Source organism: Bacillus sp. B.PNR1 (genome assembly GCF_030386235.1).
GTDB lineage: Bacteria > Bacillota > Bacilli > Bacillales > Bacillaceae > Bacillus > Bacillus stercoris.
This window is the reverse complement of the sequence record NZ_JANYMN010000001.1, coordinates 1,377,964-1,402,122: the sequence shown is the minus strand read 5'-3', so window position 1 is coordinate 1,402,122 and position 24,159 is coordinate 1,377,964. Positions and strand designations below refer to the sequence as shown.

23 protein-coding genes are annotated in these 24,159 nt (G+C 45.0%); 22 read left to right on the top strand and 1 reads right to left on the bottom strand.

Going from position 1 to position 24,159, the window contains the following annotated elements; all coding sequences use genetic code 11:
• The first annotated feature begins 1 nt into the window (after position 1).
• The 9 genes from fmt (at position 2) to spoVM (ending at position 8,531) form a co-directional block, all read left to right on the top strand.
• The gene (gene fmt, locus NZD81_RS07205; RefSeq protein WP_040083191.1) at positions 2 to 955 is read left to right on the top strand and encodes a methionyl-tRNA formyltransferase; all 954 of its coding nucleotides are present in this window, start codon (positions 2 to 4) and stop codon (positions 953 to 955) included.
• Positions 942 to 2,285 (top strand): 16S rRNA (cytosine(967)-C(5))-methyltransferase RsmB, encoded by a 1,344-nt coding sequence (gene rsmB / locus NZD81_RS07200; protein ID WP_103032046.1) that lies wholly within the window; start codon positions 942 to 944, stop codon positions 2,283 to 2,285. Before fmt ends, rsmB begins: the two co-directional genes overlap by 14 nt.
• 3 nt (positions 2,286 to 2,288) lie before the next feature.
• Positions 2,289 to 3,380, top strand: a complete 1,092-nt coding sequence (gene rlmN, locus NZD81_RS07195) for a dual-specificity RNA methyltransferase RlmN (protein WP_014663932.1) — start codon at positions 2,289 to 2,291, stop codon at positions 3,378 to 3,380.
• Positions 3,381 to 3,386: 6 nt separating this feature from the next.
• Complete coding sequence (gene prpC, locus NZD81_RS07190) at positions 3,387 to 4,151, top strand: protein-serine/threonine phosphatase PrpC (RefSeq protein WP_040083189.1); 765 nt, start codon at positions 3,387 to 3,389, stop codon at positions 4,149 to 4,151.
• Entirely contained in the window at positions 4,145 to 6,091 is a 1,947-nt protein-coding gene (prkC, locus tag NZD81_RS07185) for a serine/threonine protein kinase PrkC (protein WP_040083188.1), read from the top strand. The genes prpC and prkC overlap by 7 nt, the downstream gene beginning before the upstream one ends.
• A gap of 14 nt (positions 6,092 to 6,105) precedes the next feature.
• Positions 6,106 to 7,002, top strand: coding sequence for a ribosome small subunit-dependent GTPase A (gene rsgA, locus NZD81_RS07180; RefSeq protein ID WP_282374307.1), 897 nt, complete (start codon positions 6,106 to 6,108; stop codon positions 7,000 to 7,002).
• A 4-nt stretch (positions 7,003 to 7,006) separates the two neighbouring features.
• Positions 7,007 to 7,657 (top strand): ribulose-phosphate 3-epimerase, encoded by a 651-nt coding sequence (gene rpe / locus NZD81_RS07175; protein WP_014663936.1) that lies wholly within the window; start codon positions 7,007 to 7,009, stop codon positions 7,655 to 7,657.
• A gap of 76 nt (positions 7,658 to 7,733) precedes the next feature.
• Positions 7,734 to 8,378: a thiamine diphosphokinase gene (locus NZD81_RS07170; RefSeq protein WP_041521333.1), complete on the top strand. Its 645-nt coding sequence runs from the start codon at positions 7,734 to 7,736 to the stop codon at positions 8,376 to 8,378.
• Between the two features lie 72 nt (positions 8,379 to 8,450).
• Entirely contained in the window at positions 8,451 to 8,531 is an 81-nt protein-coding gene (gene spoVM, locus NZD81_RS07165) for a stage V sporulation protein SpoVM (RefSeq protein WP_003221545.1), read from the top strand.
• A gap of 72 nt (positions 8,532 to 8,603) precedes the next feature.
• On the opposite strand, the gene rpmB is transcribed toward spoVM, so the two are convergent.
• Positions 8,604 to 8,792, bottom strand: coding sequence for a 50S ribosomal protein L28 (gene rpmB, locus NZD81_RS07160; RefSeq protein ID WP_003221548.1), 189 nt, complete (start codon positions 8,790 to 8,792; stop codon positions 8,604 to 8,606).
• A gap of 276 nt (positions 8,793 to 9,068) precedes the next feature.
• On the opposite strand from rpmB, the gene NZD81_RS07155 reads away from it, so the two are divergent.
• From NZD81_RS07155 to ftsY, 13 genes are all read left to right on the top strand, one after another.
• Positions 9,069 to 9,431 carry an Asp23/Gls24 family envelope stress response protein gene (locus tag NZD81_RS07155; RefSeq protein WP_014663939.1) on the top strand — a complete coding sequence of 121 codons (363 nt, stop codon included), beginning with the start codon at positions 9,069 to 9,071 and terminating at the stop codon, positions 9,429 to 9,431.
• 15 nt (positions 9,432 to 9,446) lie between these two features.
• On the top strand, positions 9,447 to 11,108 hold the full coding sequence (locus NZD81_RS07150) for a DAK2 domain-containing protein (RefSeq protein WP_289859883.1): 1,662 nt from the start codon (positions 9,447 to 9,449) through the stop codon (positions 11,106 to 11,108).
• Between the two features lie 138 nt (positions 11,109 to 11,246).
• Positions 11,247 to 11,909, top strand: coding sequence for an L-serine ammonia-lyase, iron-sulfur-dependent subunit beta (gene sdaAB, locus NZD81_RS07145; RefSeq protein ID WP_014663941.1), 663 nt, complete (start codon positions 11,247 to 11,249; stop codon positions 11,907 to 11,909).
• Positions 11,910 to 11,933: 24 nt separating this feature from the next.
• Positions 11,934 to 12,836: an L-serine ammonia-lyase, iron-sulfur-dependent, subunit alpha gene (gene sdaAA, locus NZD81_RS07140; RefSeq protein WP_003232049.1), complete on the top strand. Its 903-nt coding sequence runs from the start codon at positions 11,934 to 11,936 to the stop codon at positions 12,834 to 12,836.
• Positions 12,814 to 14,862, top strand: coding sequence for an ATP-dependent DNA helicase RecG (gene recG, locus NZD81_RS07135; RefSeq protein ID WP_069149581.1), 2,049 nt, complete (start codon positions 12,814 to 12,816; stop codon positions 14,860 to 14,862). Before sdaAA ends, recG begins: the two co-directional genes overlap by 23 nt.
• A 108-nt stretch (positions 14,863 to 14,970) precedes the next feature.
• Positions 14,971 to 15,537 (top strand): transcription factor FapR, encoded by a 567-nt coding sequence (gene fapR / locus NZD81_RS07130; RefSeq protein ID WP_003232044.1) that lies wholly within the window; start codon positions 14,971 to 14,973, stop codon positions 15,535 to 15,537.
• A 13-nt stretch (positions 15,538 to 15,550) separates the two neighbouring features.
• Positions 15,551 to 16,552: a phosphate acyltransferase PlsX gene (gene plsX, locus NZD81_RS07125; protein WP_103032051.1), complete on the top strand. Its 1,002-nt coding sequence runs from the start codon at positions 15,551 to 15,553 to the stop codon at positions 16,550 to 16,552.
• An 18-nt stretch (positions 16,553 to 16,570) separates the two neighbouring features.
• Positions 16,571 to 17,524: an ACP S-malonyltransferase gene (gene fabD / locus NZD81_RS07120; RefSeq protein WP_136654487.1), complete on the top strand. Its 954-nt coding sequence runs from the start codon at positions 16,571 to 16,573 to the stop codon at positions 17,522 to 17,524.
• The gene (gene fabG, locus NZD81_RS07115) at positions 17,517 to 18,257 is read left to right on the top strand and encodes a 3-oxoacyl-[acyl-carrier-protein] reductase (RefSeq protein WP_136654486.1); all 741 of its coding nucleotides are present in this window, start codon (positions 17,517 to 17,519) and stop codon (positions 18,255 to 18,257) included. The genes fabD and fabG overlap by 8 nt, the downstream gene beginning before the upstream one ends.
• Before the next feature lie 83 nt (positions 18,258 to 18,340).
• The gene (gene acpP / locus NZD81_RS07110; protein ID WP_003154310.1) at positions 18,341 to 18,574 is read left to right on the top strand and encodes an acyl carrier protein; all 234 of its coding nucleotides are present in this window, start codon (positions 18,341 to 18,343) and stop codon (positions 18,572 to 18,574) included.
• A 139-nt stretch (positions 18,575 to 18,713) separates the two neighbouring features.
• A complete protein-coding gene (gene rncS, locus NZD81_RS07105; RefSeq protein WP_003232030.1) occupies positions 18,714 to 19,463 on the top strand; it encodes a ribonuclease III in 750 nt (249 codons plus the stop codon).
• A 100-nt stretch (positions 19,464 to 19,563) separates the two neighbouring features.
• Positions 19,564 to 23,124, top strand: a complete 3,561-nt coding sequence (gene smc / locus NZD81_RS07100) for a chromosome segregation protein SMC (protein ID WP_289859874.1) — start codon at positions 19,564 to 19,566, stop codon at positions 23,122 to 23,124.
• 19 nt (positions 23,125 to 23,143) lie between these two features.
• A complete protein-coding gene (gene ftsY / locus NZD81_RS07095; RefSeq protein ID WP_014663946.1) occupies positions 23,144 to 24,133 on the top strand; it encodes a signal recognition particle-docking protein FtsY in 990 nt (329 codons plus the stop codon).
• Positions 24,134 to 24,159 lie beyond the last annotated feature (26 nt).

Sequence of the window (24,159 nt, the reverse complement as noted above, 5' to 3'; positions counted from 1 at the left end):
GATGACGAGAATCGTATTTATGGGGACGCCGGATTTTTCAGTTCCTGTTTTAAAAACCTTGATTGAGGACGGATATGAAGTAGTGGGGGTCGTCACACAGCCGGACCGTCCGAAAGGCAGAAAAAAAGTGATGACACCTCCTCCGGTCAAGGAAGAGGCATTGCGTCACGGCATCCCGGTTCTTCAGCCGGAAAAAGTCAGATTGAAAGAAGAAATTGAAAAAGTGCTGGCATTAAAGCCTGACCTTATTGTAACGGCGGCATTCGGACAAATTTTGCCTAAGGAGCTTCTCGACAGCCCGAAATACGGCTGCATTAACGTTCACGCGTCTCTTTTGCCGGAACTGCGCGGCGGGGCTCCGATCCATTACTCTATTTTGCAGGGAAAGAAGAAAACCGGGGTTACCATTATGTATATGGTAGAAAAATTGGATGCCGGAGACATGATCTCAAAAGTGGAAGTGGACATTGAAGAAACCGATAATGTCGGAACGCTGCACGATAAATTAAGCGTTGCTGGCGCGAAGCTATTGTCTGAAACGGTTCCAAACGTCATTGCCGGCAGCATATCACCCGAAAAGCAGGATGAAGAGCAAGCGACGTACGCGCCTAATATCAAAAGAGAGCAAGAACTGCTCGACTGGTCCAGAACGGGCGAAGAGCTTTACAACCAGATCCGCGGATTAAATCCATGGCCTGTTGCTTATACAACTCTAAACGGACAAAACTTGAAAGTGTGGGCGTCGAAAAAAACACCAGCACCAACAACAGCTGAGCCCGGCACAGTCGTTGCAGTTGAAAAGGAAGGGATTATCGTTTCCACAGGTAATGATACGGCCCTGTTATTAACTGAACTTCAGCCGGCCGGCAAAAAACGCATGAAAGGCGAGGACTTTGTGCGGGGCGCTCATGTTGAAGCCGGAGATGTGTTAGGAGTAAATAATGAAAAAAACTAGTGTTCGTGACATCGCCCTTGAAGCGCTGATCAAATTAGAACAAAACCAGGCATACAGCAACCTGCTGCTGAAATCGGTCATTAAATCAAATGAACTGAGTGATCAGGACAGAGGGCTTTTGACTGAACTTGTCTATGGTACATTACAAAACAAAATCGCGCTTGATTATATGCTTAAACCGTTTATCAATAAGCCTCAAAAAGTAAAGCCGTGGGTGATTCAGCTTCTTCGCCTATCCTTATATCAAATGGAATATTTGGAGAAGATTCCAGATAGGGCAGCCATCCATGAAGCGGTTGAGATTGCTAAAATCCGCGGACACAAAGGCATTGCTTCTTTTGTCAATGGCGTGCTTCGTTCTATCCAGCGCGAAGGTGTTCCATCCTTTGACGCCATCGAAGATCCTGTACGCCGGCTGGCGATAGAAACAAGCCATCCGGAATGGCTTGTGAAAGAGTGGGCGGATGCGTATGGGTTTGACGCGGCCGAAAAGATTTGCCGTATCCACCTCATACCGCCGAAGCAAACGCTGCGTGTCAATCAAATGAAAGCAGACAGAGCTGAACTGCTTGATCAAATGGCTGCTGAGGGAATCGAAGTTGAAAAAGGCGATCTCGCTGAGGATGCTGTGAAGCTCTTAAAGGGATCAATTGCCGGAACTCATTTCTTCCAAAACGGCGAAGTATCCATCCAGGATGAGAGCTCCATGCTCGTCGCCCGCGCCCTTGATCCTAAGCCTGATGAAACAGTGCTTGACGCGTGTGCGGCGCCTGGCGGCAAATCGGCTCATATCGCAGAATTAATGAAGAACAAGGGGAGCGTTACGTCGCTTGATCTTCACAAACATAAAGTGAAGCTGATCAAAGAAGCGGCAGACCGTCTTGGCCTGAAAATTATTCATGCGGAGACAATGGATGCAAGAAAAGCAGGGGAAACGTTTGAAAACGAAAAGTTTGACCGGATATTGGTTGATGCCCCGTGCTCTGGTTTCGGCGTTATCAGAAGAAAACCGGATATGAAATACACGAAAAAGCCTGATGACAGCGCGCGTCTAGCTGAAATCCAGCTGTCGATCCTGAGGGAAATCGCACCATTAGTAAAAAAAGGTGGCACTCTTGTCTACAGTACGTGTACAATGGACCGGACAGAAAATGATGAAGTAATACATGCGTTTATACAAGAACATCCTGATTTTGAACCCGATTTGTCTCTTGAAAAGCGGCTGCCCGAAAAGGCGAGACCCTTTGTTCGGGATGGAAGGCTGCAAATCCTTCCTCATTATTTCGGAACAGATGGTTTCTTTATTTGCAGCATGAGAAAGAAGGGATAAGCAATGGCAGAACTTAATAAAACAAAAGTAAGAAAAGAGTTGCGGACAGAGCGTCCGTCTATTTATTCTTTTGAATTAGATGAAATCAAACAATGGCTGACAGACAACGGAGAGAAACCGTTCCGGGCGGCCCAGATCTTTGAATGGCTATATGAAAAACGCGTATCTTCTTTTGAAGAAATGACAAACCTGTCAAAGGATCTGCGTGAGAAATTAAACACTCATTTTGTGTTAACAACGCTGAAAACGGCTGTTAAACAAACCTCTCAAGACGGTACGATGAAGTTTTTGTTTGAGCTTCATGACGGTTATACCATCGAAACCGTTTTAATGAGACACGAGTATGGCAATTCTGTATGTGTAACGACACAAGTCGGCTGCCGTATTGGCTGCACATTCTGCGCGTCAACGCTTGGAGGCTTAAAACGAAACCTTGAAGCAGGTGAAATTGTCGCTCAAGTAGTTAAAGTGCAAAAAGCTCTTGATGAAACGGATGAACGCGTCAGCTCTGTCGTGATCATGGGAATCGGTGAACCTTTTGATAACTTTAACGAAATGCTCGCTTTCTTGAAAATCATTAACCATGACAAGGGCCTGAATATCGGTGCTCGCCATATTACGGTCTCTACGAGCGGAATCATCCCGAAAATTTACGAATTTGCTGATCAGAAAATGCAGATTAACTTTGCAATTTCTCTGCACGCGCCAAACACAGAAATCAGAAGCCGCTTGATGCCGATTAACAGAGCATATAAACTGCCTGATCTCATGGAAGCCGTTAAATATTATATTAATAAAACGGGACGTCGCATCAGCTTTGAATACGGTCTGTTTGGAGGCGTAAATGACCAGGTGGAACACGCCGAAGAGCTTGCCGACTTGCTGGAAGGAGTCAAATGCCACGTGAACTTGATTCCGGTAAACTACGTGCCTGAACGGGACTATGTGCGCACACCGCGTGATCAGATTTTCGCTTTTGAAAAAACATTGAAATCCCGTGGAGTAAATGTCACAATCCGAAGAGAGCAAGGACATGATATTGACGCAGCCTGCGGTCAGCTTCGCGCGAAGGAGCGTCAAGACGAGACGAGGTGATGAGGGTTGTTAACAGCCTTAAAAACAGATACAGGAAAAATCCGCCAGCATAATGAAGATGATGCGGGGATATTCAAGGGGAAAGATGAATTTGTATTAGCGGTTGTCGCTGATGGCATGGGCGGCCATCTTGCTGGAGATGTTGCGAGCAAGATGGCTGTGAAAGCCATGGGGGAGAAATGGAATAAAGCAGAGACAATTCCACAAGCGCCCTCGGAATGTGAAAAATGGCTCATTGAACAGATTCTTTCAGTAAACAGCAAAATATACGATCACGCTCAAGCCCACGAAGAATGCCAAGGCATGGGGACGACGATTGTATGTGCGCTATTTACGGGGAAAACGGTTTCTGTTGCCCATATCGGTGACAGCAGATGCTATTTGCTTCAGGACGAGGATTTCATTCAAGTGACAGAAGACCATTCGCTTGTAAATGAACTGGTTCGTACTGGAGAGATTTCCAGAGAAGACGCTGAACATCATCCGCGAAAAAATGTGTTGACGAAGGCGCTTGGAACAGACCAGTCAGTCAGCATCGACACACGTTCCTTTGACATCGAACCCGGAGACAAACTGCTTTTGTGTTCTGACGGACTGACGAATAAAGTGGAAGGCACTGAGTTAAAAGACATCCTGCAAAGCGATTCAGCTCCTCAGGAAAAAGTAAACCTGCTTGTGGACAAAGCCAATCAGAATGGCGGAGAAGACAACATTACAGCAGTTTTGCTTGAGCTTGCTTTACATGTTGAAGAGGGTGAAGATCAGTGCTAATCGGCAAGCGGATCAGCGGACGTTACCAAATTCTCCGCGTCATAGGCGGCGGGGGAATGGCCAACGTGTATTTAGCTGAGGATATTATTCTAGACCGTGAAGTCGCGATCAAAATCCTGCGGTTTGACTATGCAAATGACAATGAATTTATCAGGCGCTTCCGCAGAGAAGCCCAATCCGCATCGAGCCTCGATCACCCAAATATTGTCAGTATTTACGACTTGGGCGAGGAAGATGATATTTATTATATTGTCATGGAATACGTCGAAGGCATGACGCTTAAAGAATACATAACATCAAATGGGCCGCTTCACCCTAAAGAAGCGCTGAACATTATGGAGCAAATTGTCTCAGCCATCGCTCATGCCCATCAAAACCAGATTGTTCACAGAGATATCAAGCCGCATAACATTTTGATTGACCACATGGGGAATATCAAAGTAACGGATTTTGGAATTGCGACGGCATTAAGTTCGACCACAATCACCCATACCAATTCTGTCCTGGGCTCAGTCCACTACTTATCACCTGAACAGGCCCGGGGCGGCTTAGCGACAAAAAAATCGGATATTTATGCCCTTGGAATCGTTCTATTTGAGCTTTTAACGGGCCGTATTCCGTTTGACGGAGAGTCAGCAGTCAGCATCGCCTTGAAGCATCTTCAAGCGGAAACTCCTTCGACTAGAAGGTGGAACCCGTCAGTCCCCCAAAGCGTTGAAAACATCATACTAAAGGCAACGGCCAAAGACCCTTTTCATCGCTACGAAACGGCTGAAGACATGGAAGCTGACATAAAAACCGCTTTTGATGCTGACAGACTCAATGAAAAGAGATTTACGATTCAAGAAGATGAAGAGATGACAAAAGCGATACCGATCATTAAAGATGAAGAACTCGCTAAAGCTGCTGGCGAAAAAGAAGCTGATTTGACAACCGCACAAGAAAACAAAACAAAGAAAAACGGCAAAAGAAAAAAGTGGCCGTGGGTTTTGCTCACGATATGCCTCGTTTTTATCACGGCTGGAATTCTTGCTGTCACTGTTTTTCCGTCGCTTTTTATGCCTAAGGATGTCAAAATACCTGATGTCTCCGGAATGGAATACGAAAAAGCCGCAGGCCTCTTGGAAAAAGAAGGTTTACAAGTTGATTCCGAGGTGTTGGAAATCTCAGATGAAAAAATTGAAGAGGGCCTGATGGTAAAAACGGATCCCAAAGCGGAAACCACAGTCAAAGAAGGCGCCACGGTCACCCTTTATAAGAGCACCGGAAAAGCAAAAACGGAGATCGGTGATGTGACAGGCCAAACGGTCGACCAGGCAAAAAAAGCGCTGAAGGACCAAGGGTTTAAACATGTAACGGTAAATGAAGTGAATGATGAGAAAAACGCGGGCACTGTCATTGACCAAAATCCTTCAGCAGGGACTGAGCTTGTCCCGAGTGAAGATCAAGTCAAACTCACAGTCAGTATCGGACCCGAAGACATTACGCTTAGAGATTTGAAAACCTACAGTAAAGAAGCGGCGTCTGGATATCTGGAAGACAACGGCTTGAAGCTTGTAGAAAAAGAAGCATACTCAGATGATGTTCCAGAAGGACAGGTTGTCAAACAAAAACCAGCAGCAGGTACGGCAGTAAAGCCGGGAAATGAAGTGGAAGTGACATTCTCTCTAGGACCCGAGAAAAAACCTGCGAAAACAGTGAAAGAAAAGGTCGAGATCCCTTATGAACCAGAAAATGAAGGGGACGAACTTCAAGTGCAAATCGCGGTTGACGATGCGGATCACAGCATCTCTGACACTTACGAAGAATTTAAGATAAAAGAGCCGACTGAACGAACGATCGAACTAAAGATTGAACCCGGCCAAAAAGGGTACTATCAAGTAATGGTAAACAATAAAGTTGTCAGCTACAAAACCATTGAGTATCCAAAAGATGAATAACAAGGAGGGAAAATATGCCTGAGGGCAAAATTATTAAGGCGCTAAGCGGCTTTTACTATGTACTGGATGAATCAGAGGATTCAGATAAAGTAATACAATGCAGAGGGAGAGGCATTTTCAGAAAGAACAAAATTACTCCTCTCGTCGGTGATTACGTTGTGTATCAGGCTGAAAATGACAAAGAAGGATATTTGATGGAAATCAAAGAAAGAACCAATGAGCTTATCAGGCCGCCAATTTGCAATGTTGATCAAGCGGTCCTTGTTTTCTCAGCGGTTCAGCCTTCTTTCAGCACGGCGTTGCTCGACCGCTTCCTGGTTCTCGTCGAAGCCAATGATATTCAGCCGATCATATGCATTACTAAAATGGATCTGATTGATGATCAAGATACAGAAGATACGATACAAGCCTACGCAGAAGATTATCGGAATATTGGTTATAACGTGTATCTTACCTCCTCTAAGGACCAAGACAGTTTAGCGGACATCATCCCGCATTTTCAGGATAAAACAACGGTATTTGCCGGTCAATCCGGTGTTGGAAAATCCTCGCTTCTCAACACGATCAGTCCCGAGCTCGGATTAAGAACAAACGAGATTTCCGAGCATTTGGGCCGCGGGAAACACACAACCCGCCACGTGGAGCTGATACACACGTCCGGAGGCTTGGTTGCGGATACGCCAGGATTCAGCTCGCTTGAATTTACAGACATTGAGGAAGAAGAACTGGGCTATACCTTCCCAGATATAAGAGAAAAAAGCTCTTCATGCAAATTTAGAGGCTGTTTACACTTAAAAGAGCCGAAATGTGCGGTGAAACAAGCTGTTGAAGACGGGGAAATAAAGCAGTACCGCTATGACCATTATGTTGAATTTATGACGGAGATTAAAGACAGAAAGCCGAGGTATTAGCATAATGATAAAGGTTGCACCATCTATTCTTTCCGCTGATTTTGCTTCTTTAGGCAATGAGATTAAAGATGTAGAAAAAGGCGGAGCTGATTATATTCATATTGATGTTATGGACGGCCATTTTGTCCCGAATATCACAATCGGTCCGCTGATTGTAGAAGCAGTCCGGCCGGTAACGGATCTGCCGCTCGATGTTCATTTAATGATAGAAGCGCCCGATCGCTATATCCCGGCTTTTGCGAAAGCCGGCGCAGATATCCTGTCTGTGCATGCTGAGGCATGTCCGCACCTGCACCGTACCATCCAGCTTATTAAAGAGCAAGGAGTGAAGGCCGGTGTTGTTCTAAATCCGCATACTCCTGTACAAGTCATCGAGCATGTTTTCGATGATCTCGACCTTGTTCTATTAATGACGGTGAACCCAGGGTTCGGCGGACAGAAATTTATTCATTCAGTCCTTCCTAAAATAAAAGAGGTTAAGCGAATGGCGGATGAAAAAGGAAAAAAAGATCTCTTAATTGAAGTAGACGGCGGCGTCAACAAAGAAACCGCTCCGCTAGTCATTGAAGCGGGCGCGAATTTACTCGTAGCCGGTTCAGCTGTTTATGGCCAGTCTGACCGCAAAAAAGCAATTTCTGAAATCAGAGGAAAATAAATAAACAGCTTTAGAAAAGAGCTGGGCATACAATAGCCTAAGCTCTTTTTCCTGTATGCAGAGAAAGGAATCAGAGATGAAAACAATTAATATCGTTGCGGGAGGCCCGAATAATCTCATTCCCGATCTAACCGGCTACTCGGATGAACACGCGCTTTGGATCGGTGTTGACAAAGGCACCGTCACTCTTCTAGATGCCGGGATCATTCCTGTTGAAGCCTTCGGAGATTTTGACAGCATAACAGAGCAAGAACGCCGGCGGATAGAACAAGCCGCTCCCGCCCTTCATGTGTATCAAGCAGAAAAAGATCAAACAGATTTAGACCTCGCCCTTGATTGGGCGCTGGAAAAGCATCCGGATATCATTCAGATTTTCGGCATTACAGGCGGCAGAGCTGATCATTTTTTAGGAAACATTCAGCTTCTGTTTAGAGGTGTAAAAACGAACATAAAAATTAGGCTGATAGACAAACAAAATCATATTCAAATGTTCCCTCCTGGTGAATATGATATTGAGAAGGATGAAAATAAGCGATATATCTCCTTCATACCGTTTTCCGAAGAAATACATGAGCTGACTCTGACTGGTTTTAAATATCCTCTAAATAATTGTCATATTACGCTCGGTTCAACACTATGTATTAGTAACGAACTCATTCATTCACGAGGTACTTTTTCGTTTGCAAAAGGCATATTAATAATGATAAGAAGCACGGATTAAGCATGTGCTTTCATTCATTTGCTGAAAACAATGAACAAGGTGGTTACGGGACGTTATAGGAGGGGACAAAAAATGAAATTTTACACCATTAAATTGCCGAAGTTTTTAGGAGGAATTGTCCGGGCGATGCTGGGCTCATTTAGAAAAGATTAATGCCCAGGGGTTCAAAGCCCTCTTTCACCACATAAAAACGCCTGCCACATATTGAGGCAGGCGTTCATTTTGTTATACACGCTCAACTTTACCGGATTTCAAAGCTCGAGCAGATACATATACTTTTTTAGGTTTTCCGTTCACAAGGATACGAACCTTTTGAAGATTCGCGCCCCAAGTGCGCTTAGAAGCGTTCATTGCGTGAGAACGGTTATTCCCAGCTGTTGTTTTTTTACCTGTGATAACGCATTTACGTGCCATTTGTTTCCCTCCTCACTTGCACAAAACATCTACTTTTTAACATTCATATGATCTTAGATGCTTTCGATATGGATACTTTAAATAATTTACCACAGCTAAAAAACGTTTGCAACTATTGTTTCATCATCTTTCAAGAAAATTCACTTGACATCTTGCGGAAACAGCAGCGCTATAGTATATGTAGAGGTACGGCCAGCAATTATTGCCTGGTCTTTTCATAATGGAAACCATATAGTAGAATAGCTGTAACTCTATGCATTCGAAGGAGGAAATAGTGTGTCCATTGAATTAAGAACGAAGTACGGGCAGATTGATATATCTAATGAAGTCATCGCAATGGTTGCAGGAGGCGCGGCTGTTGATTGCTACGGCATTGTCGGCATGGCTTCTAAAAACCAGATTAAAGACGGACTGACTGAAATCCTTCGGAAAGAGAATTTCAGCAGGGGTGTCCAAGTTCGCCAAGTAGGAGAACAGATACATATCGACATGTATATCATAGTCAGCTACGGCACGAAAATTTCTGAAGTGGCACATAATGTCCAAACAAAAGTAAAGTACACAGTAAATCAAACCATCGGACTCGCAGTGGACTCGGTCAATATTTATGTCCAAGGCGTACGAGTGACGAACCCGTAGTTAGGAGGAGTAGGATTGTCTATTAGAACATTAGACGGCAGAACCTTTGCCGAGATGATTCTTGCGGGAGCGCAGAATCTGTCTCAAAACGCCAGTGCAGTTGATGCGCTGAACGTGTTCCCTGTGCCGGACGGTGATACGGGAACAAACATGAACCTGTCGATGACTTCCGGAGCAAGAGAAGTTGAACAAATGGATACGGATGATATCGGGAAGGTGGGCACCGCGTTATCTAAAGGACTGCTCATGGGAGCGCGTGGAAATTCAGGAGTCATCCTGTCCCAATTGTTCCGCGGATTCAGCAAAAGCATTGAATCGAAAAAAGAAATTAATTCGCTGGAATTTGCAGCTGCACTGCAAGCAGGTGTAGACATGGCGTATAAAGCTGTCATGAAACCTGTAGAGGGCACCATTTTAACAGTTGCAAAAGACGCTGCGAAAAAAGCGATGGCCTTAGCAGAAAAAGAAACCGATATCACTGCGCTGATGACTGCAGTGACAGAAGAAGCGGAGGCGTCTTTAAACCGCACCCCTGAATTGCTTCCTGTTCTAAAGGAAGTAGGAGTTGTCGACAGCGGGGGCAAAGGCCTGCTTTGTGTGTATGAAGGTTTCCTTGCTTCATTAAAAGGTGAAGCTGTACCTCAGAAAGCAGTTCTTCCGTCACTTGACGACATGGTCAACGCGGAGCATCACAAGAGCGCCCAAAGCATGATGAATACCGAAGATATTGAATTTGGATTCTGTACCGAAGTGATGGTGAGGCTTGATCAGGCAAAAAGAGAATTCGACGAAGGTACGTTCAGACAAGACCTCAGCCAGTTCGGTGATTCACTGCTCGTGATTGCGGATGAATCGCTGGCGAAGGTTCATATTCATGCTGAAGAGCCTGGGAACGTGTTAAACTACGCCCAGCATTACGGTGAATTGATCAAAATAAAAATAGAAAATATGAGAGAACAGCATACCTCTATCATCAGTCAAGAAAGCAAGCCCGCTGGCAACGAAAAAACGCCGGCAAAACAGCCGTATGGCATTGTAACTGTGGCGATGGGGGAAGGAATTTCAGACCTATTCAAAAGCATCGGCGCTTCTGTTGTGATTGAAGGCGGTCAGACGATGAACCCGAGTACTGAGGATATCGTCGAAGCCGTGAAGTCTGTAAATGCAGAAACGGTGTTTATCCTGCCGAACAACTCTAACATTATTATGGCTGCTAACCAAGCGGCCAGCGTAATGAATGAACAGGTTTTAGTCATTCCGGCCAAAACGGTTCCACAAGGGATGTCAGCACTGCTGGCCTTTAACCCGGATCAAGAAGCTGAAGCGAACGAGACCAATATGCTCAGCGCCATTCAGCAAGTAAAAAGCGGACAGGTGACGTATTCAGTCAGAGATACTCATATTGACGGTAAAGATATTAAAAAAGGCGACTTTATGGGCATTCTGAATGGAACGATTATCGGCACTTCTGAAAATCAACTGTCAGCCGCGAAAATGCTGCTGTCAGAAATGATCGGAGAAGACGATGAAATCGTGACCATTCTATATGGTGAGGATGCGTCTCGGGAAGAAGCCGAGCAGCTTGAAGCATTTCTCAGTGATAAGTACGAGGAGATTAAGGTTGAGATCCACAATGGGAAACAGCCGCTGTATTCGTATATCGTTTCTGCAGAATAGAAGGGCAATTTGCCCTTCTATTCTTATGTCTGCTTTTAAATGCGGCAGCGCTGTAACGCGTCCGCTTGCCATTTTATATCTGATCAATTAGTCTAGAAGCAAAGCGCTAATAAGCTCTGGTTCATAAGGAGGAATAGCATGAAATACAGAAGCGTTTTTGATATTATCGGTCCGGTTATGATCGGTCCGTCCAGCTCTCATACAGCGGGAGCTGCCAGAATCGGGAGAGTGGCCAGAAGTTTATTTGGCAGAGAGCCTGAGCGCATCATCGTATCTTTTTACGGGTCTTTTGCGGAAACGTATAAGGGCCACGGCACAGATGTCGCTATTATCGGCGGATTGCTTGATTTTGATACATTCGACGAACGGATTAAAACCGCTATACAAATTGCAGAAGATAAAGGAATTCATATAGAGTTTCGGGTTGAAGACGCAGTTCCGGTCCATCCGAACACAGCAAAAATCACCATTTCTGATGAAAAGGGAGAGCTTGAGCTGACAGGTATTTCGATTGGCGGAGGAAAGATCGAAATCACAGAATTGAATGGTTTTGAACTCCGGCTGTCAGGAAATCATCCGGCCATATTAGTTGTTCATAATGACAAATTTGGCACCATCGCCGGTGTTGCCAATGTTCTGGCGAAATTTTCAATCAACGTAGGACATATGGAAGTAGCCCGGAAAGATATCGGCCAGCTTGCGCTGATGACAATAGAGGTCGATCAAAATATAGACGACCATATTCTCGACGAGCTGTCAAAGCTGCCGAATATTATTCAAGTGACAAAGATTGCTGACTAGCGAAAGGGTCAGGAGGAGCCAGTTATGTTTCGTAATGTAAAGGAATTAATTGAGATTACTAAAGAAAAACAAATATTGATCTCTGATGTGATGATCGCTCAAGAGATGGAAGTAACAGAAAAAACAAAAGAGGACATTTTTCAGCAGATGGATCATAACCTGTCTGTTATGGAAGCGGCGGTTCAGAAAGGACTCGAGGGAGTGACGAGTCAAACGGGTTTAACGGGCGGAGACGCCGTTAAATTACAGGCTTATATTCGATCAGGAAAAAGCCTGTCTGGCCCGCTGATTTTAGATGCTGTATCGAAAGCCGTGGCAACAAATGAAGTAAATGCAGCTATGGGAACCATCTGTGCGACACCGACTGCAGGTTCTGCCGGTGTTGTGCCCGGCACGTTATTTGCTGTAAAAGAAAAGCTGAATCCAACGAGAGAACAAATGATCCGCTTTTTGTTTACGGCTGGAGCTTTCGGATTTGTCGTCGCCAATAACGCAAGTATTTCCGGTGCTGCCGGAGGATGTCAGGCAGAGGTTGGATCAGCTTCAGGCATGGCGGCTGCGGCCATTGTTGAAATGGCAGGAGGAACACCTGAACAAAGCGCGGAGGCCATGGCCATTACATTAAAAAATATGCTAGGCCTCGTGTGCGACCCTGTAGCGGGGCTTGTTGAGGTGCCCTGCGTGAAACGGAATGCGATGGGCGCGTCAAATGCGATGATCGCCGCTGATATGGCATTGGCGGGCATTACTAGCCGTATTCCATGTGATGAGGTTATCGATGCCATGTATAAAATAGGCCAAACGATGCCCACTGCACTTAGGGAAACAGGCCAGGGCGGTTTAGCGGCCACACCGACTGGAAGAGAGTTAGAGAAAAAAATTTTCGGAGGAGCGCTAGGTTCACGTGAAACAACATCAGCAAACTAGTATAGCTAACATTAAGGGTATTGGGCCGGAAACAGAAAAAACATTACACGAACTCGGAATTTATGACATTTCTGATCTTCTGAATTATTTCCCTTATCGCTATGATGACTATGAGCTGAGGGATTTAGAAGAAGTAGCGCATGATGAAAGAGTGACAGTCGAAGGGAAGGTTCATTCAGAGCCTTCTCTTACCTATTACGGAAAAAAACGAAACAGGCTGACATTTCGGGTTCTTGTCGGCAACTATTTAATCACAGCCGTATGTTTTAACAGGCCTTATTTGAAGAAAAAGCTTTCGCTGGGCTCTGTCGTGACGGTCTCAGGTAAATGGGACAAGCACCGCCAAACTATCTCTGTTCAGGAGTTGAAAAACGGGCCGCATCAAGAGGATAAAAGCATTGAACCAGTGTATTCTGTGAAAGAAAATGTTACCGTCAAAATGATGAGGCGCTTTATTCAGCAGGCGCTGACCCAATATGCAGAATCACTTCCTGATCCTCTTCCGGAAAAGCTAAGAAAAAGCTATAAACTGCCTGACTATTATCAGGCGTTAAAAGCAATGCACCAGCCGGAAACAAGGGAAGCATTAAAGCTTGCCAGACGACGGTTTGTTTACGAAGAATTTTTGCTGTTTCAGTTGAAAATGCAGGCGTTCCGAAAGGCGGAAAGAGAGCAGACACAAGGGATACGGCAGGTTTTTTCAAACGAAGAACTCATGAGATTTATCAAAAGCCTCCCGTTTCCCCTCACAAATGCCCAGTCACGCGTTCTTCGCGAAATAACAGCAGACATGTCTTCTCCATACAGAATGAACCGTCTTCTTCAAGGGGACGTTGGATCAGGAAAAACAGCGGTCGCTGCGATTGCGCTGTATGCCGCGATCTTATCCGGATACCAAGGAGCGCTCATGGTGCCGACAGAAATTCTGGCCGAACAGCATGCTGATTCGCTTGTTTCACTATTTGAAAAATGGGATGTCAGCGTGGCTCTTTTGACAAGCTCCGTTAAAGGGAAGCGGCGAAAAGAATTGCTTGAGCGTCTTGCGGCGGGAGAGATTGATATTCTTGTAGGAACCCACGCTTTAATCCAAGATGAGGTGGAGTTTAAGGCGCTGAGTCTTGTTATTACAGATGAACAGCATCGTTTTGGGGTTGAGCAGCGCAAAAAGCTTCGGAACAAAGGGCAAGATCCCGATGTTCTCTTTATGACAGCCACTCCGATTCCAAGAACGTTAGCGATCACAGTGTTCGGTGAAATGGACGTATCAGTTATTGATGAGATGCCGGCTGGACGAAAGCAAATCGAAACCTATTGGGTAAAACATGACATGCTGGATCGCATTTTGGCATTTGTCGAAAAAGAATTAAAGCAAGGCAGACAGGCTTATATCATCTGTCCGCTGATTGAAGAATCAGACAAGCTTGATGTGCAAAACGCCATTGACGTATACAATATGCTTTCTGATATTTTTCGGGGGAAATGGAACGTCGGCCTTATGCACGGAAAGCTGCATTCAGATGAAAAAGACCAGGTCATGAGAGAATTCAGCGCCAATCACTGTCAAATTCTCGTATCCACCACTGTCGTTGAGGTCGGCGTGAATGTTCCGAATGCAACGATTATGGTGATTTATGACGCCGACCGTTTCGGGCTGTCACAGCTTCACCAGCTGCGCGGCCGTGTCGGACGGGGGGAACATCAATCTTTCTGTATTCTGATGGCTGATCCAAAATCAGAAACAGGGAAAGAACGGATGAGGATCATGTCGGAAACAAATGACGGGTTCGAGCTGTCTGAAAAGGATCTGGAACTGAGGGGTCCCGGTGATTTCTTTGGGAAAAAACAAAGCGGAATGCCGGAATTCAAGGTGGCGGACATGGTTCATGATTACAGAGCGCTTGAAACGGCAAGGCAGGATGCTGCGAATCTTGTGGCTTCCGACGCGTTCTGGAAGGAGCCGGAATACGCTGTGTTAAGAGAGCATTTGCTGAAGAGCGGAGTAATGGACGGGGAAAAATTAAGCTGAGCATCAGAAGTTTTTGGTGTTCAGCCAGAAACAATCGTTGCATTCCAATCTATGAAATTATATACTACTATTAGTACCTAGTCTTAATTGTCCGGATGGTGTTTAGATATGAGAAGAAATAAGAGAGAACGCCAGGAATTACTTCAGCAGACGATCCAAGCAACCCCTTTTATTACAGATGAAGAATTAGCTGGTAAATTCGGGGTGAGCATCCAGACGATACGTTTGGACCGCTTAGAGCTTTCCATACCGGAGCTGAGAGAAAGAATTAAGAACGTGGCAGAGAAAACACTTGAGGACGAAGTAAAGTCCCTGTCACTTGATGAAGTTATCGGAGAAATTATTGACCTTGAGCTGGATGATCAGGCGATATCCATTTTAGAAATAAAACAGGAGCATGTGTTCAGCCGGAATCAGATTGCGAGAGGACACCATTTATTTGCACAGGCGAATTCTTTGGCCGTTGCAGTCATTGATGACGAGCTGGCGCTGACTGCAAGTGCAGACATCCGCTTTACAAGACAGGTAAAGCAGGGAGAACGCGTCGTAGCGAAAGCGAAAGTAACGGCTGTCGAAAAAGAAAAAGGAAGAACGGTTGTCGAAGTGAACAGCTACGTTGGCGAAGAAATTGTTTTTTCTGGACGCTTTGACATGTATCGTTCAAAACATTCATAAAGGTGGAGCATGCATGAGAATAGCTGTAGATGCAATGGGAGGAGACCACGCTCCCAAAGCTGTTATTGACGGAGTTATAAAAGGTATAGAGGCATTTGATGATCTCCATATCACACTTGTCGGTGACAAAGCAACGATAGAATCACATTTAACAACAACATCAGATCGCATCACGGTGCTGCACGCAGATGAAGTGATTGAGCCTACGGATGAACCGGTCCGCGCCGTGCGAAGAAAAAAGAACTCATCAATGGTTCTTATGGCGCAGGAGGTTGCGGAAAACAGAGCTGACGCCTGCATTTCAGCAGGGAATACCGGTGCGTTAATGACAGCCGGTCTCTTTATCGTCGGAAGAATTAAAGGAATTGACCGTCCGGCGCTTGCCCCGACACTTCCGACCGTTTCGGGAGGCGGATTTCTTCTGCTTGATGTCGGCGCCAATGTCGATGCCAAACCGGAGCACCTCGTTCAATACGCCATCATGGGCTCTGTTTATTCTCAGCAAGTGCGCGGTGTCTCTTCACCGAGAGTCGGGCTTTTAAATGTCGGAACAGAAGATAAAAAAGGAAACGAACTGACGAAACAAACGTTTCAAATGTTAAAAGAAACAGAGAACATCAATTTTATCGGAAACGTGGAAGCGCGAGACCTATTAGATGATGTGGCGGATGTTGTAGTAACAGACGGCTTTACCGGGAATGTTACACTCAAAACGCTGGAAGGCTCTGCATTGTCTATTTTTAAAATGATGAGAGAAGTAATGACGTCTACTTTCACATCCAAGCTTGCAGCAGCTGTGCTGAAGCCAAAGTTGAAAGAAATGAAAATGAAAATGGAGTACTCGAATTATGGTGGAGCAAGCCTTTTTGGCTTAAAAGCCCCTGTGATCAAGGCGCACGGCTCATCAGATTCTCATGCAGTATTTCATGCGATTCGGCAAGCAAGAGAGATGGTCAGCCAAAATGTGGCTGAACTCATTCAGGAAGAAGTAAAAGAAGAAAAAACAGATGAGTAGTCTGGAGGTTTTTACATCATGAGTAAGATTGCATTTTTATTCCCGGGTCAGGGTTCACAATTTATCGGCATGGGAAAAGAGCTTTATGAGCAGGTGCCTGCTGCAAAGCGTCTGTTTGATGAAGCCGATGAAACATTAGAAACAAAACTCAGCTCGCTTATTTTTGAGGGTGCTGCTGAAGAATTAACACTTACATACAATGCGCAGCCTGCTTTGCTTACGACAAGCATTGCTGTTCTTGAGAAATTTAAAGAATCTGGCATTACACCTGATTTCACAGCAGGGCACAGCCTTGGTGAATATTCTGCACTGGTTGCGGCTGGCGCCCTGTCCTTCAAAGATGCTGTTTACACCGTCAGAAAACGCGGAGAGTTTATGAATGAAGCGGTACCGGCTGGCGAAGGAGCAATGGCTGCGATTCTCGGCATGGATGCTGAAGCGTTAAAGCAAGTAACTGATAAAGTCATGAAGGAAGGCAACCTTGTGCAGCTTGCGAATCTCAACTGTCCTGGACAAATCGTTATTTCCGGAACAGCTAAAGGGGTTGAGCTTGCATCTGAACTGGCAAAAGAGAATGGTGCAAAACGCGCGATTCCGCTTGAAGTAAGCGGTCCGTTCCATTCCGAACTGATGAAACCGGCAGCTGAAAAGCTGAAAGAGGTATTGGATGCCTGTGACATAAAAGACGCTGACGTTCCGGTCATCTCAAATGTTTCTGCTGACCTGATGACTGAAAAAGCTGAAATCAAACAAAAACTCATTGAGCAGCTTTACTCTCCTGTTCGTTTTGAGGAGAGCATTAACAAGCTGATTGCAGAGGGCGTTACGACTTTTGTTGAAATCGGTCCCGGAAAAGTGCTTTCAGGCCTAGTGAAAAAAGTAAACAGACGATTAAAAACAATTGCTGTATCAGATCCGGAAACGATCGAGCTGGCAATTCAAACGCTTAAGGAGGAGAATGATAATGCTTAATGATAAAACGGCTATTGTCACTGGCGCATCCCGCGGAATTGGCCGCTCAATCGTCCTTGACCTGGCAAAAAGCGGCGCGAATGTTGTCGTGAACTACTCCGGCAATGAAGCGAAAGCAAATGAAGTGGTTGATGAAATCAAATCAATGGGCAGAAAAGCAATTGCTGTCAAAGCGGATGTATCAAATCCCGAAGATGTACAAAACATGATAAAAGAAACGCTTTCTGTTTTTTCTACGATTGATATTCTGGTTAATAATGCGGGAATTACAAGAGACAATCTCATCATGAGAATGAAGGAAGACGAATGGGATGATGTCATTAACATTAACCTGAAGGGTGTTTTCAACTGCACAAAAGCTGTGACAAGACAAATGATGAAACAGCGTTCAGGACGTATTATTAACGTATCGTCTATCGTAGGCGTCAGCGGAAACCCTGGACAAGCCAACTACGTGGCTGCAAAAGCCGGCGTCATCGGTTTAACCAAATCTTCCGCTAAAGAGCTGGCCAGCCGAAATATTACGGTAAATGCGATAGCGCCAGGATTTATCTCAACCGATATGACAGATAAACTTGCAAAAGACGTTCAAGATGAAATGCTGAAACAAATTCCGCTCGCGCGCTTTGGCGAACCCGGCGATGTCAGCAGTGTTGTCACGTTCCTTGCTTCAGAGGGAGCACGTTACATGACAGGCCAAACACTTCATATTGACGGCGGAATGGTGATGTAAGTTTTTTCTCGAAAATTTCATCATAGTTTCTCTAGTTTTTTAAAAACGAATCCACTATAATACTTGAGGGGAGGTGAATTGCTATGGCAGATACATTAGAGCGTGTAACGAAAATCATCGTAGATCGCCTTGGCGTTGATGAAGCAGACGTCAAACTTGAAGCTTCTTTCAAGGAAGACTTAGGTGCTGATTCCCTAGATGTAGTTGAGCTTGTTATGGAACTTGAAGACGAGTTTGATATGGAAATTTCTGACGAAGATGCTGAAAAGATTGCAACAGTCGGCGACGCTGTGAACTACATACAAAACCAGCAATAAGCTGATGCTAAAAGTCCCGCCGAAACGCGGGGCTTTAGCCCTTTATTCGTGCAGTTATTACAGCATGCCGCTTTTACGCGCGCTGTATCCGGTTTAGTCAGAGAAGCGCGGTGAACCTGATGTGCCTATGGAGGTTACTATGTCAAAACACTCACATTATAAAGATAAAAAAAAGTTCTATAAAAAAGTAGAACAATTTAAAGAGTTTCAAGAACGGATTTCGGTTCACTTTCAAAATGAAAAGCTTTTGTATCAAGCATTTACACATTCATCTTATGTGAATGAGCATCGGAAAAAGCCGTATGAAGATAATGAAAGGCTTGAATTTTTAGGTGACGCTGTTTTGGAACTGACGATCTCCAGATTCTTATTTGCCAAATACCCGGCTATGAGTGAAGGAGATTTGACGAAATTGAGAGCCGCAATTGTTTGCGAACCGTCTCTCGTTTCATTGGCTCACGAACTGTCATTCGGCGACCTTGTCCTGTTGGGGAAAGGTGAGGAAATGACAGGCGGAAGAAAGCGTCCTGCTCTATTGGCAGATGTTTTTGAGGCATTTATCGGAGCCTTGTATCTTGACCAAGGATTAGAGCCGGTTGAAAGTTTCTTAAAAGTTTATGTGTTCCCTAAAATTAACGATGGTGCTTTTTCTCATGTGATGGATTTCAAAAGCCAGCTGCAGGAATACGTGCAGCGGGACGGCAAAGGCTCTCTGGAGTATAAAATCTCCAACGAAAAAGGACCTGCGCACAACCGTGAATTTGAAGCCATCGTATCTCTAAAAGGTGAACCACTCGGAGTCGGAAACGGCCGTTCAAAGAAAGAAGCCGAACAGCACGCTGCTCAGGAAGCTTTAGCTAAATTGCAAAAACACCATACGAAACAATAAAATCCCCCTTATGATTCAGGGGGATTTCAGTATGTATGCCGTCTTATTTCACCAATGTTTATGATAGAATTGAAATACTTATTACATAAGGAGGATCGCTATGTTCCTCAAACGTTTAGACGTTATAGGATTTAAATCATTTGCAGAACGGATTTCCGTAGACTTCGTGAAAGGCGTGACAGCGGTTGTCGGCCCGAACGGAAGCGGAAAAAGCAACATCACGGATGCCATTCGCTGGGTTCTCGGCGAACAATCGGCACGCTCTCTTCGCGGCGGAAAAATGGAAGACATTATTTTTGCCGGCAGTGATTCAAGAAAGCGATTAAATCTAGCTGAAGTTACGCTTACTCTTGATAATGACGATCATTTCTTGCCAATTGACTTCCACGAGGTTAGTGTCACAAGACGTGTGTACAGATCAGGCGAAAGTGAGTTTCTGATTAACAATCAGCCATGCCGCTTAAAAGATATTATTGATTTATTTATGGACTCCGGCCTTGGTAAAGAAGCATTTTCTATTATCAGCCAAGGGAAAGTGGAAGAGATTTTAAGCAGCAAAGCAGAGGATCGCCGCAGTATCTTTGAAGAAGCGGCCGGGGTGCTTAAATATAAAACGAGAAAGAAAAAAGCAGAAAATAAACTGTTTGAAACACAAGACAACCTAAATCGGGTAGAAGATATCTTACATGAGCTTGAAGGACAGGTTGAACCTCTTAAAATTCAAGCTTCAATCGCGAAAGATTACCTTGAGAAAAAGAAAGAACTGGAGCATGTTGAAATTGCGCTGACTGCCTATGATATCGAAGAGCTGCATGGCAAATGGTCAACGCTTAAAGAGAAAGTGCAGCTCGCAAAGGAAGAAGAGCTCGCTGAATCGTCTGCGATTTCTGCGAAAGAAGCGAAAATCGAAGATGCGCGAGATAAAATTCAAGCGCTTGATGAATCAGTAGATGAGCTCCAGCAAGTTTTACTGGTAACAAGTGAAGAGCTGGAAAAGCTTGAAGGCCGTAAAGAAGTCCTGAAAGAACGAAAGAAAAACGCTGTGCAAAACCAAGAACAGCTTGAAGAAGCCATCGTTCAGTTCCAGCAAAAAGAAACGGTGCTGAAAGAAGAGCTTGCGAAGCAGGAAGCTGTCTTCGAAACACTTCAAGCAGAGGTGAAACAGCTAAGGGCTCAAGTAAAAGAAAAACAGCAGGCTCTAAGTCTTCACAACGAAAATGTCGAAGAGAAAATCGAGCAGCTGAAAAGTGATTACTTTGAGCTGTTAAACAGCCAGGCTTCGATTCGCAACGAGCTCCAGCTCCTAGATGATCAGATGTCCCAATCTGCTGTCACATTGCAGAGACTCGCGGACAACAATGAAAAGCATATACAGGAACGGCGTGATATTTCTGCGCGAAAAGCAGCATGTGAAACGGAGTTTGCCCAAATTGAGCAGGAGATTCACAGCCAAGTTGGTGCATATCGTGATATGCAGACAAAATATGAGCAGAAAAAGCGCCAATACGAAAAAAATGAATCCGCTCTGTATCAGGCATACCAATATGTTCAGCAAGCGAGAGCAAAAAAGGACATGCTTGAGACGATGCAGGGGGATTTCTCCGGCTTTTATCAAGGTGTTAAAGAAGTGCTGAAAGCGAAAGAGCGCCTTGGCGGAATTCGCGGAGCGGTCCTTGAGCTGATCTCGACAGAACGGAAGTATGAAACGGCCATTGAAATAGCGCTCGGCGCTTCTGCTCAACACGTCGTGACCGACGATGAACAGTCTGCCCGCAAAGCGATTCAATATTTAAAGCAGAATTCCTTCGGCCGGGCGACGTTTTTGCCTCTTTCTGTTATTAGAGACCGCCAGCTTCAAAGCCGTGACGCGGAAACAGCCGCTCGGCACTCATCATTTCTCGGGGTTGCCAGTGAACTTGTCACATTTGATCCTGCATATCGAAGCGTCATACAGAATCTTCTTGGGACCGTGCTGATCACAGAGGATTTAAAGGGTGCAAACGAGCTTGCGAAGCTTCTCGGGCACCGGTACCGCATCGTAACCCTTGAGGGAGATGTTGTGAACCCTGGTGGCTCAATGACAGGCGGCGCGGTTAAAAAGAAAAATAACTCCCTTCTCGGAAGAAGCCGGGAGCTAGAAGATGTGACGAAACGGCTCGTTGAAATGGAAGAGAAAACTGCTCTGCTTGAACAAGAGGTCAAAACCCTTAAGCACTCCATTCAGGATATGGAGAAAAAATTGGCTGACTTAAGAGAAACCGGAGAAAGCTTAAGGTTAAAGCAGCAGGATGTGAAGGGCCAGCTGTACGAACTTCAAGTTGCCGAGAAAAATATCAATACCCATTTAGAGCTCTATGATCAAGAAAAATCTGCTCTGTCAGAAAGCGATGAAGAGAAAAAAGCGCGCAAACGCAAGCTTGAAGAAGAGCTCTCAGCCGTATCTGAAAAGATGAAGCTTCTTGAAGAGGACATAGACAGACTGACAAAACAAAAACAATCGCAATCCTCAACGAAAGAGTCTCTCTCCAACGAGCTGACTGAGCTGAAGATCACAGCGGCCAAAAAAGAGCAGGCATGCAAGGGGGAAGAGGACAACCTTGCCAGATTGAAGAAAGAGCTCACAGAAACTGAGTTTGCGTTAAAAGAAGCAAGAGAAGACTTGAGCTTCTTAACGTCAGAGATGTCATCAAGCACCAGCGGTGAAGAAAAGCTGGAAGAAGCCGCAAAACACAAATTGAATGACAAAACAAAAACGATCGAACTGATTGCGTTAAGGCGCGATCAGCGCATCAAGCTTCAGCATGGGCTTGATACGTATGAGCGTGAGCTAAAAGAAATGAAACGCCTGTATAAACAAAAAACAACACTCTTAAAAGACGAGGAAGTCAAACTTGGGCGAATGGAAGTAGAGCTCGATAATTTACTCCAGTACTTGCGGGAGGAATACAGCTTGTCCTTTGAGGGGGCAAAAGAGAAATATCAGCTTGAAACTGATCCAGAGGAAGCCAGAAAGCGCGTGAAGCTGATTAAACTCGCAATTGAAGAGCTTGGTACCGTGAACCTCGGAAGCATAGATGAGTTTGAGAGGGTCAACGAACGGTACAAGTTTCTGTCGGAACAAAAAGAAGATTTAACAGAAGCGAAAAATACCCTGTTCCAAGTGATTGAAGAAATGGATGAAGAAATGACGAAACGCTTTAACGACACATTCGTCCAAATCCGCTCACACTTTGATCAAGTCTTCCGCTCCTTATTCGGAGGGGGGCGAGCTGAATTGAGGCTCACCGATCCTAACGATCTGCTTCACTCAGGAGTTGAGATTATCGCACAGCCGCCGGGGAAAAAGCTGCAAAACTTAAATCTCCTGTCAGGCGGAGAGCGTGCGCTTACGGCTATAGCGCTCTTATTCTCAATTTTAAAAGTTCGCCCAGTGCCGTTTTGCGTCCTTGACGAAGTAGAGGCTGCGCTTGACGAAGCGAATGTGTTCCGGTTTGCGCAGTATTTAAAAAGATACAGCAGAGATACCCAGTTTATTGTGATTACCCACAGAAAAGGGACGATGGAGGAAGCGGATGTCCTATACGGCGTAACCATGCAGGAGTCCGGTGTGTCCAAGGTAATCTCAGTTAAGCTGGAAGAAACAAAAGAATTCGTTCAGTAACGAGGAAAGAGGTTAAAAGATGAGCTTTTTTAAAAAATTAAAAGAGAAAATCACAAAACAGACAGATTCCGTATCTGAAAAGTTTAAGGATGGCCTTGAAAAAACAAGAAACTCCTTTCAAAACAAAGTGAATGATCTTGTATCCCGTTACCGTAAAGTGGATGAGGATTTCTTCGAAGAGCTTGAAGAGGTTCTTATCAGCGCGGATGTCGGTTTTACAACCGTTATGGAATTGATAGATGAACTAAAAAAAGAAGTCAAACGCAGAAATATCCAAGATCCGAAGGAAGTCCAGTCAGTCATTTCTGAGAAACTGGTCGAGATTTATAACAGCGGAGATGAGCAAATTTCAGAGCTGAATATCCAGGATGGGCGTTTAAACGTAATCCTTCTGGTAGGTGTAAATGGCGTTGGGAAAACGACAACGATCGGAAAGCTTGCTCATAAAATGAAACAAGAAGGAAAATCTGTCGTGCTTGCTGCCGGAGACACTTTTAGAGCGGGCGCCATTGAACAGCTGGAAGTATGGGGAGAGCGTACAGGAGTGCCTGTCATTAAGCAGACGGCCGGAAGCGATCCGGCGGCTGTCATCTACGATGCTGTTCATGCTGCAAAAGCAAGAAATGCCGATGTATTAATTTGTGATACGGCAGGTCGTCTCCAAAACAAAGTCAATCTCATGAAAGAGCTTGAAAAAGTGAAACGTGTTATCGAAAGAGAGGTTCCTGAAGCGCCGCATGAGGTGCTGCTTGCCCTTGATGCCACAACTGGCCAAAATGCAATGGCTCAGGCAAAAGAGTTCTCTAAAGCGACAAATGTTACCGGCATTGCTTTAACGAAGCTTGATGGTACGGCAAAAGGCGGTATCGTCCTTGCGATTCGCAACGAGCTTCACATCCCGGTTAAACTAGTCGGGTTAGGTGAAAAAGTTGATGACCTCCAGGAATTTGATCCAGAATCGTATGTGTACGGGCTCTTTTCAGATTTAGTGGAAAAAGCCGAGGATTAACGAATAAAAAGCGAGTATAAAATGGA

Coding starts and splice junctions, on each gene's coding strand:
- sdaAB (WP_014663941.1), top strand. CDS start 11,247: ATGAAATACAGAAGCGTTTTTGATATTATCGGTCCGGTTATGATCGGT.
- rlmN (WP_014663932.1), top strand. CDS start 2,289: ATGGCAGAACTTAATAAAACAAAAGTAAGAAAAGAGTTGCGGACAGAG.
- rsgA (WP_282374307.1), top strand. CDS start 6,106: ATGCCTGAGGGCAAAATTATTAAGGCGCTAAGCGGCTTTTACTATGTA.
- ftsY (WP_014663946.1), top strand. CDS start 23,144: ATGAGCTTTTTTAAAAAATTAAAAGAGAAAATCACAAAACAGACAGAT.
- rsmB (WP_103032046.1), top strand. CDS start 942: ATGAAAAAAACTAGTGTTCGTGACATCGCCCTTGAAGCGCTGATCAAA.
- plsX (WP_103032051.1), top strand. CDS start 15,551: ATGAGAATAGCTGTAGATGCAATGGGAGGAGACCACGCTCCCAAAGCT.
- fabD (WP_136654487.1), top strand. CDS start 16,571: ATGAGTAAGATTGCATTTTTATTCCCGGGTCAGGGTTCACAATTTATC.
- rpe (WP_014663936.1), top strand. CDS start 7,007: ATGATAAAGGTTGCACCATCTATTCTTTCCGCTGATTTTGCTTCTTTA.
- spoVM (WP_003221545.1), top strand. CDS start 8,451: ATGAAATTTTACACCATTAAATTGCCGAAGTTTTTAGGAGGAATTGTC.
- sdaAA (WP_003232049.1), top strand. CDS start 11,934: ATGTTTCGTAATGTAAAGGAATTAATTGAGATTACTAAAGAAAAACAA.
- acpP (WP_003154310.1), top strand. CDS start 18,341: ATGGCAGATACATTAGAGCGTGTAACGAAAATCATCGTAGATCGCCTT.
- NZD81_RS07170 (WP_041521333.1), top strand. CDS start 7,734: ATGAAAACAATTAATATCGTTGCGGGAGGCCCGAATAATCTCATTCCC.
- fapR (WP_003232044.1), top strand. CDS start 14,971: ATGAGAAGAAATAAGAGAGAACGCCAGGAATTACTTCAGCAGACGATC.
- smc (WP_289859874.1), top strand. CDS start 19,564: ATGTTCCTCAAACGTTTAGACGTTATAGGATTTAAATCATTTGCAGAA.
- rncS (WP_003232030.1), top strand. CDS start 18,714: ATGTCAAAACACTCACATTATAAAGATAAAAAAAAGTTCTATAAAAAA.
- rpmB (WP_003221548.1), bottom strand. CDS start 8,792: ATGGCACGTAAATGCGTTATCACAGGTAAAAAAACAACAGCTGGGAAT.
- fmt (WP_040083191.1), top strand. CDS start 2: ATGACGAGAATCGTATTTATGGGGACGCCGGATTTTTCAGTTCCTGTT.
- fabG (WP_136654486.1), top strand. CDS start 17,517: ATGCTTAATGATAAAACGGCTATTGTCACTGGCGCATCCCGCGGAATT.